General features: G+C 66.7%; 14 protein-coding genes. 7 read left to right on the forward strand and 7 right to left on the reverse strand.

Annotated elements, in window-relative coordinates; genetic code table 11:
* Positions 1–40: 40 nt before the first annotated feature.
* The 6 genes from MMB74_RS16750 (at position 41) to cobC (ending at position 6,682) form a co-directional block, all read left to right on the forward strand.
* Complete coding sequence (locus tag MMB74_RS16750) at positions 41–2,032, forward strand: TonB-dependent receptor (protein ID WP_277429785.1); 1,992 nt, start codon at positions 41–43, stop codon at positions 2,030–2,032.
* A 36-nt stretch (positions 2,033–2,068) separates the two neighbouring features.
* Complete coding sequence (locus MMB74_RS16755; protein WP_277429786.1) at positions 2,069–3,121, forward strand: iron ABC transporter permease; 1,053 nt, start codon at positions 2,069–2,071, stop codon at positions 3,119–3,121.
* Positions 3,118–3,939 (forward strand): ABC transporter ATP-binding protein, encoded by an 822-nt coding sequence (locus MMB74_RS16760; RefSeq protein ID WP_277429787.1) that lies wholly within the window; start codon positions 3,118–3,120, stop codon positions 3,937–3,939. Before MMB74_RS16755 ends, MMB74_RS16760 begins: the two co-directional genes overlap by 4 nt.
* Before the next feature lie 192 nt (positions 3,940–4,131).
* Positions 4,132–5,187 carry a nicotinate-nucleotide--dimethylbenzimidazole phosphoribosyltransferase gene (gene cobT, locus MMB74_RS16765; protein WP_277429788.1) on the forward strand — a complete coding sequence of 352 codons (1,056 nt, stop codon included), beginning with the start codon at positions 4,132–4,134 and terminating at the stop codon, positions 5,185–5,187.
* A complete protein-coding gene (locus MMB74_RS16770) occupies positions 5,184–6,095 on the forward strand; it encodes an adenosylcobinamide-GDP ribazoletransferase (RefSeq protein ID WP_277429789.1) in 912 nt (303 codons plus the stop codon). Before cobT ends, MMB74_RS16770 begins: the two co-directional genes overlap by 4 nt.
* Entirely contained in the window at positions 6,080–6,682 is a 603-nt protein-coding gene (gene cobC / locus MMB74_RS16775) for an alpha-ribazole phosphatase (RefSeq protein WP_277429790.1), read from the forward strand. Before MMB74_RS16770 ends, cobC begins: the two co-directional genes overlap by 16 nt.
* 28 nt (positions 6,683–6,710) lie before the next feature.
* On the opposite strand, the gene MMB74_RS16780 is transcribed toward cobC, so the two are convergent.
* Genes MMB74_RS16780 through MMB74_RS16790 form a run of 3 tightly spaced genes read right to left on the reverse strand, consistent with a single transcriptional unit; the run spans position 6,711 to position 8,731 of the window.
* Entirely contained in the window at positions 6,711–7,751 is a 1,041-nt protein-coding gene (locus MMB74_RS16780; RefSeq protein ID WP_277429791.1) for a cobalamin-binding protein, read from the reverse strand.
* A complete protein-coding gene (gene cobU, locus MMB74_RS16785) occupies positions 7,748–8,308 on the reverse strand; it encodes a bifunctional adenosylcobinamide kinase/adenosylcobinamide-phosphate guanylyltransferase (protein ID WP_277429792.1) in 561 nt (186 codons plus the stop codon). Before cobU ends, MMB74_RS16780 begins: the two co-directional genes overlap by 4 nt.
* 3 nt (positions 8,309–8,311) lie before the next feature.
* Entirely contained in the window at positions 8,312–8,731 is a 420-nt protein-coding gene (locus MMB74_RS16790; protein WP_277429793.1) for a PaaI family thioesterase, read from the reverse strand.
* 166 nt (positions 8,732–8,897) lie between these two features.
* Here MMB74_RS16790 and MMB74_RS16795 point away from each other — a divergent pair, with 166 nt between their 5' ends.
* The gene (locus MMB74_RS16795) at positions 8,898–9,521 is read left to right on the forward strand and encodes a ParA family protein (protein WP_277429794.1); all 624 of its coding nucleotides are present in this window, start codon (positions 8,898–8,900) and stop codon (positions 9,519–9,521) included.
* 84 nt (positions 9,522–9,605) lie between these two features.
* Here MMB74_RS16795 and panD read toward each other — a convergent pair whose 3' ends face one another.
* The 4 genes from panD to MMB74_RS16815 all read right to left on the reverse strand — a co-directional run bounded on the left by panD (position 9,606) and on the right by MMB74_RS16815 (position 12,049).
* Positions 9,606–9,992: an aspartate 1-decarboxylase gene (gene panD, locus MMB74_RS16800; protein WP_277429795.1), complete on the reverse strand. Its 387-nt coding sequence runs from the start codon at positions 9,990–9,992 to the stop codon at positions 9,606–9,608.
* A 50-nt stretch (positions 9,993–10,042) separates the two neighbouring features.
* Positions 10,043–10,876: a pantoate--beta-alanine ligase gene (panC, locus tag MMB74_RS16805; protein ID WP_277429796.1), complete on the reverse strand. Its 834-nt coding sequence runs from the start codon at positions 10,874–10,876 to the stop codon at positions 10,043–10,045.
* 121 nt (positions 10,877–10,997) lie between these two features.
* Positions 10,998–11,858 carry a ScpA family protein gene (locus tag MMB74_RS16810; RefSeq protein WP_277429797.1) on the reverse strand — a complete coding sequence of 287 codons (861 nt, stop codon included), beginning with the start codon at positions 11,856–11,858 and terminating at the stop codon, positions 10,998–11,000.
* Between the two features lie 2 nt (positions 11,859–11,860).
* Positions 11,861–12,049, reverse strand: coding sequence for a DUF3460 family protein (locus MMB74_RS16815; RefSeq protein WP_277429798.1), 189 nt, complete (start codon positions 12,047–12,049; stop codon positions 11,861–11,863).
* Between the last annotated feature and the right edge of the window lie 112 nt (positions 12,050–12,161).

Genomic DNA, 12,161 nt, shown 5'->3' on the forward strand with positions numbered 1-12,161 from the left:
GGGAGCAGGCTGCGTGCCGATCCCACAGGAAAACCACACGATGTCCACGCTTACCGTCCGTGCGGCGCTGCTTGCGTTCGCCGGTCTGCCCCTTGTCGCGCTCGCGCAGAGCGCGCCGAGCGATCCCGCTTCTTCGCCGTCCGAGCATGCCGCCGCGTCGCCCGCGTCCTCGTCCGCGCCTTCAGCGGCGGCTTCCCCCGCTGCGGATGCGAGCGGCGCGGCCGTCCCTGCGGCGCCCGCCGGCGCATCGCCGGCCGTTGCCAGCGGCGGCGCGCTCGCGCCTGTCGTCGTCACCGCTCAGCGCGGGCCGCAACCGCTTGCCGAGGCGATTCCGCAAACCGTGCGCTTTTCCCGCGAGGACATAGAAGATTCCACGGTGACCGATCTGCCCGGCTTGCTCGCCCAAGCGCCTGGCGCGCAGATCATCCGCAATGGCCCGCCCGGATCGAACGTGACGTTGTTCTTGCGCGGCGGTTCGGCGACGCAGTCGCTCGTGCTGATCGACGGCGTGCGCGTCGATTCGGTGAGCCTCGGCCAGGCGCAAATCGGGCAGATTCCCCTGTCCCAAGTCGATCGCGTCGAAGTCGTGAACGGCGACGTGTCGGCGCTGTACGGCTCGGGCGCGATGGGCGGCGTCGTGCAAGTGTTCACCAAGGACGGCGGCAATCATCCGCCACGGTTCAATTTCTCGCTCGGCTACGGCAGCTATCACACGCAGACGCAACAGGCCGGCGTGCAAGGCGCACTCGACAAGGACGGCAAGACGACGTTCAGTTTCAACGTGTCGCGCTCGAAAGACGACGGCTTCTCGGCCATCGATCCGCGGCTCGCGCCCAGTGCGAACCCGGGCCCGGACGGCTACCTGAACGAAACGGTGTCGGCCATGGTCCGCCACAAGTTCGACGAGCGCTGGGACGCGGGCGTGCGCTACTTCCAATCGAACGGGAAGGACAGCTTCGACAATGCGTTCGGCGCGCCGACGGACGTGAACTATCTCTACAGCAAAGTGCGTGAAGCCTCGGTCTTCGCCAACGGCAAGCTCACCGATTGGTGGACGACTCACTTGACCGCGGCGCTTGGCGACGATCGCGCCATCGACAAGACCAACGGCGTCTACAACAACCGATTCGACACCGACAATCGTCAATACACATGGCAGAACGATTTCAAGCTCGGCGCGCGGCAGAAGCTGCAACTCGGCTATGAGCGGCTCGATCAAAGCCTCGACTCGGATCAGTTCGCCGCGCCCGACCGTCACGTGAATTCGGTGTTCGCGGGTTACACGGCGCGTTTCGGCGCGAACCAGATTCAGGCGAACGTGCGGCGCGATCAATATTCGGATTTCGGCGGCGCCAACACCTACTATCTGGGCTACGGCTTCGATTTCACCGAGCATTGGAAAGCGACGGCGAGCTATTCCAGCGCGTTTCGCGCACCGAGTTTCGACGATCTGTACTTCCCGGGCAGCGGCAATCCGTCGATTCGCCCCGAGCGCAGCCACTCCGTCGAAGCGGCGCTGCAGTATGCGTCGGATGCGCTCGGCGTCATGCGGCTCACTGCATTTCAGACGCGCTACTCGGATTTGATCAACTATGTTCCGACTCAGGGAGGTTTGTTCTATCTCGCCGAAAACGTCGGCCGGGCGAAAGTGCAGGGGCTCGAAGGCTCGTGGGCCGGTGAGGTCGGCAAGACCCGCGTGCGGGCGGCGCTGACGGTGCAAAATCCGGTCAACGAGGACACGCACACCGATCTTCCCCGCCGAGCGCGGCATTTCGCCTCGTTCTCGGCGAATCGTTCGTTCGGCGACTGGCGCGTCGGCGGCGAGTGGATCGTCAGCGGCGCGCGCGACGATAGCGGCGCCAACCTGGCCGGGTTCGGTCTCGTGAATTTGTCGGCGCGCTACGACATCACCAAATCGTGGTATGTGAGTGCCCACATCGACAACCTGTTCGACAAGAACTATGAGCTCGCCTACACCTACAACACGCCGCGCCGCAGCGCGTTCGTCACGATCGGTTGGCAGCAGCGGTAGCAGTAGCGTGCAAGCCGGCGAGGCGAGCGTGCGCCGATGAACCTGCCTGTTTCGCACGCGCGCGCTTCGATGAGCGCGCGTCGTGCGTGCTCCGTTTGGGTCGCGCTGGCGCTGACCGGGCTGGTCGTTTTCGTTGCCTCGCTCGCGCTCGGCAGCGTGACGATCTCGCCGTGGCAGGTTTTGCTCGCCCTCGTGCATGCCTCGTCGCACGTCGTCGATGGCGGGCCGGCGGGCGATCTCGCCGGCGAAATCGTGCGCAGCTTGCGCTTGCCGCGTGCGTTGGCGGGCTTTTCCTGCGGGGCCTTGCTCGCGCTCGCCGGTGCGTTGTTGCAAGTTCTGCTGCGCAATCCGCTAGCCGAGCCCTACGTGCTGGGGGTCTCCGGGGGTGCCGCGGCGTTTGCGGTAGCCGCCTTGTTCGCCGGATGTGCTTGGTGGTTCGTCGACCTGGCATCGTTCAGCGGCGCGTTGCTCTCCATCGCGCTCGTGCTGGGCCTCGCACGGCGGGAGTTCTGGCGCGGCGAGCGGCAGGAAGCCTCGCCGAGGTTGCTGTTGACGGGCGTCGTCGTGGCGACGGGCTGGGGCGCCGCTATTACGTTGGTCATTGCGCTCGCGCCCGACGACCGGCTGCGCGGCATCGTGTTTTGGCTTACCGGCGATTTGAACGGGGCCGCCAGCCCGTGGCCGGCGCTCGTTGCGCTGGCCGTCGCGCTGGCCGTCGCCGTGCCCGTCGCGCCCCAATTGAACGTGCTCTTGCGCGGCGATGCGTTGGCTAGCTCGCTAGGCGTGCCGGCGGCCAAGCTGCGGCTGCGCATTTACGTCGTCGCCTCGCTTGCGGCGGCGGCGAGCGTGACGACGGCCGGAACCATCGGTTTCGTCGGTCTCGTCGTGCCGCATGCGCTGCGGCTCGTGCTCGGCAACGATCAGCGCATGCTCGTGCCGGCCAGCGCGCTAGCGGGCGGGATCGCCGTGATGGGCGCGGATCTGGCCGCGCGCACCGTGATCGCACCCGCGCAACTGCCCGTCGGTGTCGTGACGGCGCTCGTCGGCGTGCCGGTGTTTCTGTGGATGTTGCTCGGGAAACGCCGATGAAGCCGCTCGCTCGTGCGGATGGACAGGCTCGCCCGGCATCGCTTTCGGCGCAGCATTTGACGCTGCGCGCGGGCGATCGCGTATTGCTCGAGGATTTCACGCACACGTTTTTTCCCGGCGAAATTTGGTGCGTCGTGGGGCCGAACGGGGCAGGCAAGACGACGCTGATCACGACGCTCGCAGGCCTCGCTCGACCGGCCCACGGCCACGTCGAAGTCGACGGCGAGCGCATCGACGCTTGGCCGAGCGCCGCGCTGGCGCGGCGGCGGGCGTTGATGCCGCAGCACTCGCACGATGCGTTCGGCGCGAGCGTGCTCGATGTCGTGTTGCTCAATCGCTTCCCTCATCTGACGGGATGGGGATGGGAGCGCCCGGAAGATCGCGCGGCCGCGCATGCTGCGCTCGAGACGCTCGGGCTTGCCTCGCTCGCCGCGCGCGATGTGCTCTCGCTCTCGGGCGGCGAGCGCCAGCGCGTCGCCCTGGCGGCCGCGCTGTGCCAGGCCGCGCCGCTGCTGCTGCTCGACGAACCGCTCGCGTTTCTCGACTGGCACCATCAAATCGATTGTTTGACGGCGCTCGTGCAATGGACGCGGGCGTCGCCGCGCACGATCCTGTTTTCCTGTCACGACCTCAATCTCGCCAGACGCTTCGCGACCCACGCGCTGCTGCTCGAGGGCAACGGCGTCGCCCATACCGGCGCGGCACGCGATGTGCTTACGCCGGCGCTCGCGAGCCGCGCGTTCGGGTATCCCCTCGTGCTGATCGAGCAAAACGGCTATGAGGCGCTCGTCCCCGCTTTGCCGGAAGCCCCGTGCTGAAAGCGCGCACACGCCACACACGGGAAATCCACATAGTGATGTCCCTAATACGCCGTGGCGAGGACGATGCGGTTTTACCGAATTGAACCGCCCCGACCGATGCGAGTATGGTGAGACCTTTGCGAAGCGCGCGCCTGCAATGCAGTGATGGAAATCGGCCGCGCATCGCCGGCTATTCGGATCGAATCGAGTATGAATGCACCCCTTCCACTGCCCGTCGTCGAACCGCTCGATCGTTCGTTGCGCGATGAACTCTCGCGCCTGATCGATGCCAAGACGAAGCCGCAAGGCAGTCTCGGCATGCTTGAAGTGCTGGCGCGCCAAATTGGCATGATTCAGCGCAGCCTGCGTCCCACCATCGAGCGGCCCGCGATGATCGTGTTCGCGGGCGATCACGGCATCGTGCAGGAAAGCGTGAGCCCATACCCGCAAGCGGTGACCGCGCAGATGGTCGCGAACTTTCTATCGGGGGGCGCCGCGATCAACGCGATCAGCGGCGTCTCGGGCCTGGCGCTCGAAGTCGTCAATGCGGGCGTTGCGACCCCCCTTGCGCCGCTGCCTGGGCTCGTCGATGTGCCGATCGCCGCGGGCACGCGCAACTTCGCGCGCGAGCCCGCGATGACGCGCGAGGAGGCCCGCGCCGCGTTGCGCGTTGGTGCCTCGCGCGTGCGCCATCACGCTGGGCTTGGCACGAATGTGATCGGCTTCGGCGAAATGGGCATCGGCAATTCGTCGTCGGCCGCGTGCCTCATGAGCCGTCTGTGTGAGGTGCCGATCGACGATTGCGTCGGCCGCGGCACCGGGCTCGACAACGCGGGCCTCGCGCGCAAGCGCAACGTGCTGGCCTCCGCGCTGGCGCTGCATCGGGACGTGACGGAGCCGATCGACGTCCTAGCGACGTTCGGCGGCTTCGAAATCGGGATGATGGTGGGCGCGTATTTGGCGGCCGCCGAGGCGAAGATGACGATCCTCGTCGATGGCTTCATTGCGACCGCGGCGCTCGTCGTGGCCGACGCGATCGCGCCGGCCGTGCGCGACTACTGTGTGTTCGCGCATCTATCGAACGAGGCCGGCCACCGGCGGATGCTCGACTACTTCGGGGCCAAACCGCTGCTCGCGCTCGACATGCGCCTCGGGGAGGGCACGGGCGCGGCGCTCGCGCTGCCGGTGCTGCGCGCGGCGGTCGCGTTTTTGAACGAGATGGCGAGCTTCGAATCGGCCGGCGTGGCAGGGCGCGAGGCTCGATGACGGTCGAGCGCGGGCCGGGCCGGGCGAGCGCCGGCCATGCGAAAGCCGACGCGGCCGAGGTAGTCGACGTAGCCGACGTGGTTCAAGAGGGAGGCGGTGCTGCGCCGCGTGAGCGGGCGGGCGCCGATACCGCAACGGTTGCGCGGCGTACCCGGTTTCAGGCGCAGTGGCGATACATCGTCGCCGCGCTCGGCTACTTCACGCGCGTGCCGATCCCGCATGCGATTGCATTGGACGCCCACGACCTTGCCGGCGCGTCGCGCTACTTTCCGCTGATCGGCGTGCTCGTCGGCGCAGTCGGCGCGCTCGTCTATCTCGTGGCTTTGTCTCTGTTTCCGGCGGGCGTGGCCGTGTTGCTGTCGATGGCCGCCACCTTGCTGCTGACGGGGGCGTTGCACGAAGACGGTTTGGCCGACTGCTGCGATGGCCTTGGCGGCGGCATGACCCGGGACGACGCGCTGCGGATCATGCGCGACCCGCGCTTGGGCGCATTCGGCGCGATCGGGTTGATGCTCTCGCTCGCACTCAAATGGCAGACATTGACGGCGCTCCCGGCGGCGACGGCGGCCTGGGCCATGGTGGGCGCGCACGCCGCCAGTCGCGCGCTGGCCGTGACTTATTTGGCGACGCACGACTATGCGCGCGAGCAAGGCAAAGCCAAACGTGTCGCACAGCCCATGTCGAAGCGCTCGCTCGCGGTGGCCTTGATGGTGGGCTTGCCTTGGCTGCTCGTGCCGGACTGGCGCGCCGGGGTGCTCGGCCTTGCAGTCATCGCCGCGTTGCGTTTTCTGCTCGGGCGTTACTTCGCTCGCCGGCTCGGCGGTTATACGGGCGACTGCCTGGGCTTTGCGCAGCAGGTGTTCGAGCTCGCGCTCTACTTGACCGTGCTCGCGTGGACCTCGTTCTGATCCGGCACCCCGCGCCGGCGATCGATGCCGCGCTTTGCTACGGCAGCACGGACGTGCCGTTGGCCGGCGATGCGCGGGAATCGGCGCTGGCGCTCGCCGCGCGGCTGCGGGCGCTCGAGGCGCCTTCGCCTCTGTATCTGGTGACGAGTCCGTTGCAACGATGCGCCCATTTGGCCGGCGGGCTCGCCACGGAACTGGGGTGCACGGTGCGCGTCGACGCGCGCTTGCAGGAAATCGACTTCGGCGCATGGGAAGGGCAGCGCTGGGATGCGATCGATCGCGCTGCGCTCGATGCCTGGGCTGCCGATCTGCGCCACGCGCGGATGCATGGCGGCGAGAGCGTCGCGCAGTTCGAAGCGCGCGTCGGTGCGTGGCTCGCGCAGTGGCGCGAGCCGATGGCGCCACCGGTGCAGCACGTGCATGCGGTGACGCATGCCGGCGTCATGCGAATGATTGCATCGCTTGCGCTCGGCAAGCCTTTGGAGGAGACCTTGACGTGGCCGCTCGAAATGGCCGCCATCGTTTGGCTGCGCTACGAGGCGATGGGCGGCGCAGGAAGCTGGCGGTTATTGCATTGGAACGCCTGAGCCGCTGCTCGCGTGTGAATCGGCAAGGTCAACGAACGGGACGTGGTCCAAGTGTATCGCTTGGCCGCCGCGCTCGCGCCAGATCGAGATCGCGGCACAGTTGCGCGGCGCCTTGCACGAGGCGCGGGCCGGGCCGGTTGATGAGATCGCCGTCGAGCGCGAACAAGTTGCCGCGCGCGACAGCCGTCATGCGCGGCCATGCGCGCCACGCCGTTAGACCGTTTGGCAATGGCGCGTCGGCGGCAGTGGGGCCTTGACGCGTCGCCACGATCGCTTCCGGGTCGGCGGCGACGACGGCCTCCGTCGACACGGTCGGCACGAGCGGCGCGAGCCGGGCGAAGACGTTGCGCCCCCCGCATAGCGCGATGATGTCGCTGACGACGTGCGTGCCGTTCAGCGTCATGAGCGGATCGTCCCACACTTGGTAAAAGACGCTGACAGGCGCGCGTTTGGCGTACCGCGCACGCAGCGCGGCGACGTTGGCTCGGTATCGGGCCGCGGCGGCATCGGCTTGGGAGGCGGTGCCGAGCAGCGTCCCGAGGGCGGCGAGATCGGTCGCGACGTCGTCGATCTTGCGCGGCTCGCTGTGATAAAGCGCGATGCCTAGCGCGCGCAGCCGGTCCAGTTGCCGCTCGTCGTTGCCGTGGCGCCAGACGATCACGAGGTCGGGCCTGAGCGCGACGATGCGCTCGAGGTCCAGCGCGTTGTTATCGCCCACGCGCGGCAGCGTTTTTGCAGCGCTGGGGTAATCGCTGTAAGACACGGCGCCGACGAGCTTGGCGCCGCCACCGGCCGCATAGACGAGTTCGACGGCGTGGGGCGACAGGGCGATGACGCGCCGCGCTGGCGCGGCGAGTGTGACGCGATCGCCGGCATCGTCGACGATGGAAATCGAGGCATAGGCGCGTGGGCAAACGCTCAGCGCGACGCCGAACGCGAGCGCGAACCCGGCTCTGAGCCACCCTTGCCGTTTGCGCGTGCTTCCGATCGCGCCGCTGCCCCCACCGGTCGGCCAGGGCTGACCCGTGCGCGGGACAGGCTTGCAATGCGCCGCTGCGCGCGCCTTCATCGCGTCGAATCCCCTTTCACCGCCATCGGCAAGCCCGCCACCATCAGCGTGACGGTGCGTGCGATGGCCGCGACGCGCTGATTGAGCCGTCCCAGTTCGTCGACGTAGCGGCGCGTCATGGCGCCGAGCGGCACGACGCCCATGCCGATCTCGTTGCTGACGACGATGACCGGCCCGCGCGCCTGCGCAAGCGCCAAGGCCAAGGCATCGATCTGCGCTTGGCAAGCGTCGGGCGGCAGGGCGAAGGCCTCGCCGCGAGCCGGGCAAACGAGGTTGACGAGCCATAGCGTCAGGCAGTCGACGAGAATGCAGCGTTCGCCATCGTCGGCCTCGGCGATCACGGCTGCCAGGTCGATGTCGGCCTGCACGACGCGCCAATGCGTTGGCCGCCGTGCGCGATGGTGGGCGATGCGCGCGGCGAATTCGGCATCGTCCGTCTCGCCGGCGGTGGCGACGTAGGTGACGGGCCGCGCGGTGGCGGCCGCCAGCCGCTCGGCATGACCGCTCTTGCCGGAGCGGGCACCGCCGAGCACGAAGGTGAGATCGGGTTGGGTCATCGGCTAGAGCAGAATCATTTGCGTGCAGCGAAACAGTGCGATCGTGTGTCCATCGGGGTCGAAAACGGACGCGTCCCACACATGCGTGCTACGCCCCAGATGAACGGCGCTGGCCACCGCGCGCACGGTGCCCGCCCGGCAGGTGCCGAGGAAATTGCTCTTGAGCTCGATCGTCGTGAAGCCGCGCGCGTTTTCGGGCAGATGAGCCATGCACGCATAGCCGCAGCAAGTATCGGCCAGCCCGATCACGGTCGCGGCGTGCAAGAAGCCGTTCGGTGCGAGCAGTTGCGGCCGCACGGCGAGCTTGCCCGTCAGCGTGCCTTGGGCGAGCGCGACGACGCGCACGCCGAGCAGTTCGGGCAGCGTCCCCTCCTGGTGCTCATGGATCGTTTCGATCGTGAAGTCGGGGCGTAAAGTCGACATGAAGTGAGCCTCTGCGAGATGGGGACGGTGACCGCATTTGCCGATATTATCGGGGCCTGCGATGCATTTCGATAGCGTAACGGGCCGCTTGCCTCGCCGGCGAGACCGGCCTCGTGACGCAACCGGCTAACCGGTCGCGCTGGCGGCCTTCTACTCGGGAGTGTTCATGACGGTGATCGTGGTAGCGAACCCCAAGGGCGGCGTGGGTAAAAGCACGTTGTCGACGAACTTGGCGGGCGCCTTTGCGGCGAACGGCGAATGGGTGGCGCTGGCCGACCTCGATCGGCAGCAGTCGTCGCACGGCTGGCTTGCGCTGCGGCCGGAAGGCTTGCCCCCCATCGAAATGTGGCGCTTGGATCCGGACGCGCCGGCCAAGCCGCCTCGCGGGCTCGAGCGCGCGATCATCGACACGCCGGCCGGGTTGCACGGCAGCCGGCTCGCCGCGGCGCTCGAATTGGCCGACAAAGTGCTCGTGCCGCTGCAACCGTCGATGTTCGACATCCTCGCCACGCAGCATTTTCTCGAGCGGCTCGCCAAGGAAAAAGCCGTGCGCAAGGGCGACATCGAGGTGGGCGTGATCGGCATGCGCGTCGATGCGCGCACGCGCTCGGCGGAGCAACTGCATCGCTTCGTCGAAAGTCTCGACCTGCCCGTGCTCGGTTTTCTGCGCGACACGCAAAACTACGTGCAACTCGCCGCGCACGGCCTGACGCTGTGGGACGTGCCGCAAAGCCGTGTCGAGAAGGACTTGGAGCAGTGGGAGCCGATTACCGCGTGGGTCTCGAAGTAAGTGCGCGCGCTGCCGCGGCGAACGCGGCCGCCGCACCCGCGGCGCGCGGGTACCTGGCAAGAAGCGGCCACGGGCCTTCGCGCCTCAGCTCCAGCTTTGCACCGGCACGTGAGCGCGGCTGCCCTTGATCTTGTTCTGTTCGTCGACGAATACGAGCTTGGGCGCCCAGCCCGCCGCGAGTTCCGCGTCCTCGACCATCGCGAACGCCGCGATGATGACGAGATCGCCCAACTGAGCGCGGCGCGCGGCCGAGCCGTTCAGCGAAATCATGCCGCTGCCACGCTCGCCGCGAATGGCGTAGGTCGAGAAGCGCTCGCCATTGTTGACGTTCCAGATATCGATGCGTTCGTTTTCGACGATGCCCGAGGCATCGAGCAGATCTTCGTCGATGGCGCACGAGCCTTCGTAATGGAGCTCGCAGTGCGTCACGACGGCGCGGTGGATCTTCGATTTAAGCATGTGTCGCTGCATGATCACTTCCTTCGGACTTCAGACGATTCGGACGATTGCCGCAGGCAACGTCAAATTTCGAGATTATCGATGAGGCGGGTCGGCCCGAGCTTGGCCGCGGCGAGCACGACGAGCGGCGCGTCGAGCTCGTCCGGGCGCGGCGCGAGCAGATTCACGCGTTTGCGCACCGCGATGTAATCAGGCGCCCAGCCGCGCGCCGCGAGGCTTTCCATCGCTTCGCGCTCTAGCGCGGCGAAATCGCGCCGGCCGGCAAGCACGCCTTCGCGCACGCGCGCGAGCGTGGCGGCGAGCATGGGCGCTTCGGCGCGCTCGGCCTCGCTCAGATAGCGATTGCGCGAACTCAGGGCGAGGCCGTCGGCGTCGCGCACCGTTTCGGCCGCGACGATATCGGTGGGCAGGGCGAATTGCCCGCACATCTGCCGCACGATCATGAGCTGCTGATAATCCTTCTTGCCGAACACAGCCACGCGCGGCTGCACGCACGACATCAGCTTCATGACGACCGTGCAGACGCCGGTGAAGAACCCGGGGCGAAATTCCCCTTCGAGGATGTCGCCTAAATCATGCGGCGGATGGACCCGGTATTCCTGCGGCTGCGGGTACATGTCGCGCTCGGTCGGCGCGAACAGCACGTAGACGTTCTCCCGCTGCAGCTTGTCGATATCGGCTTCGAGCGTGCGCGGGTATTTATCGAAGTCCTCGTTCGGCCCAAACTGCAGACGATTGACGAAGATGCTCGCGACGACCGGATCGCCGTGCTGGCGCGCGAGCCGCATCAGCGACAAGTGCCCTTCGTGCAGATTGCCCATCGTCGGGACGAAGGCCGTTCTGTTTTGGCCGCGCAACTGGTCGCGCAATTCCTGGATCGAGCTGATGACTTTCATGACGGATGAGATGCTCGCAGCGCCGGCGGGGCGAAGCCGCGCCGATTGTAGTGGATTTGACGGCCCCTTGGCATCGAAAAGAGCGGTTGCTCGACGAGCGCGCCGGCGCGGCATCGGCCCGTTATGCAGGCAAATACGCTAGGCGCACGTAGATCGGTGCGAAAGGTTCGGGTTGGGTGATCTCGATCAGCGATTCGCGTGCGAGCTCGAGCATCGCGATGAAATTGACGACGACGACCGGCACGCCGCGCGTCACGTCGAACAGATCGGAGAACTCGACGAAGCGCGCATTCTGCAAGCGCCGCAAAATCAGGCTCATATGCTCGCGCACGGAAAGCTCCTCGCGCGAGATCTTGTGATGCTGCACGAGCTTGGCCCGCTTGAGCACATCCGCCCAGGCGGCGCGCAGATCGTCGATGCCGACGTCGGGGAACCGCGGCGCCATGCTCTGCTCGATGTACACCTCGGCGCGCAGGAAGTCGCGCCCGAGCTGCGGCAACTGATCGAGCCGCTGCGCCGCAAGCTTCATGCGCTCGTACTCGAGCAGGCGCCGCACCAGCTCGGCGCGCGGGTCTTCGGCTTCTTCGCCCGTATCGGCTTTTTTCACCGGCAGCAACATGCGCGACTTGATCTCGATCAGCATCGCGGCCATCAGCAAGTACTCGGACGCGAGTTCGAGATTGGTCTTGCGCAACTGCTCGACGTAGCCGAGGTACTGCGCCGTCACATCCGCCATCGGGATGTCGAGCACGTTGAAGTTCTGCTTGCGGATCAAATAAAGCAGCAAATCCAGCGGACCTTCGAAGGTCTCGAGAAACACCTCGAGCGCATCGGGGGGGATGTACAGATCTTGCGGCAGCTTGAACAGCGGCTCGCCGTACAGGCGCGCGAAGGCGATGCCGTCGACGATGTCGGGCGTCGTATCGGTCGCGGGCGCGGTCAGCGCCGAATCCCCGCGCTGCCCTTCGTCGGCGGCGTTCACTATCAGAAGTTCTGGTAGTACACGTACGGGTTTTGCTTCACGCGCGTCTGCTGTTGGGTGGCGCGCTCCTCGAGATCGATGGGCTGCTTATCCCACAAGAGCGCGCGGCCGCGGCGTTGCTCTTCTTCGAGCGTAGGCTTTTGCTGTTTGAGTTGATTGATGAACTGCGTGATGTCCGATTGGTACAACATGATGCGATCATCCTGAAAAAGGGGTCGAATCGGCGGGGCGCCAACTCGAGCAAAGCGCGATTTTAGCGCATGCGGCTCATGCGGAACACGGCGCGTGCTCGCGCGTCCAACG

It is taken from the genome of Trinickia sp. Y13, assembly GCF_029522115.1.
In the GTDB taxonomy this organism is placed as follows: domain Bacteria; phylum Pseudomonadota; class Gammaproteobacteria; order Burkholderiales; family Burkholderiaceae; genus Trinickia.

Coding starts and splice junctions, on each gene's coding strand:
- MMB74_RS16750 (WP_277429785.1), top strand. CDS start 41: ATGTCCACGCTTACCGTCCGTGCGGCGCTGCTTGCGTTCGCCGGTCTG.
- MMB74_RS16755 (WP_277429786.1), top strand. CDS start 2,069: ATGAACCTGCCTGTTTCGCACGCGCGCGCTTCGATGAGCGCGCGTCGT.
- MMB74_RS16760 (WP_277429787.1), top strand. CDS start 3,118: ATGAAGCCGCTCGCTCGTGCGGATGGACAGGCTCGCCCGGCATCGCTT.
- cobT (WP_277429788.1), top strand. CDS start 4,132: ATGAATGCACCCCTTCCACTGCCCGTCGTCGAACCGCTCGATCGTTCG.
- MMB74_RS16770 (WP_277429789.1), top strand. CDS start 5,184: ATGACGGTCGAGCGCGGGCCGGGCCGGGCGAGCGCCGGCCATGCGAAA.
- MMB74_RS16780 (WP_277429791.1), bottom strand. CDS start 7,751: ATGAAGGCGCGCGCAGCGGCGCATTGCAAGCCTGTCCCGCGCACGGGT.
- cobU (WP_277429792.1), bottom strand. CDS start 8,308: ATGACCCAACCCGATCTCACCTTCGTGCTCGGCGGTGCCCGCTCCGGC.
- MMB74_RS16790 (WP_277429793.1), bottom strand. CDS start 8,731: ATGTCGACTTTACGCCCCGACTTCACGATCGAAACGATCCATGAGCAC.
- MMB74_RS16795 (WP_277429794.1), top strand. CDS start 8,898: ATGACGGTGATCGTGGTAGCGAACCCCAAGGGCGGCGTGGGTAAAAGC.
- panD (WP_277429795.1), bottom strand. CDS start 9,992: ATGCAGCGACACATGCTTAAATCGAAGATCCACCGCGCCGTCGTGACG.
- panC (WP_277429796.1), bottom strand. CDS start 10,876: ATGAAAGTCATCAGCTCGATCCAGGAATTGCGCGACCAGTTGCGCGGC.
- MMB74_RS16815 (WP_277429798.1), bottom strand. CDS start 12,049: ATGTTGTACCAATCGGACATCACGCAGTTCATCAATCAACTCAAACAG.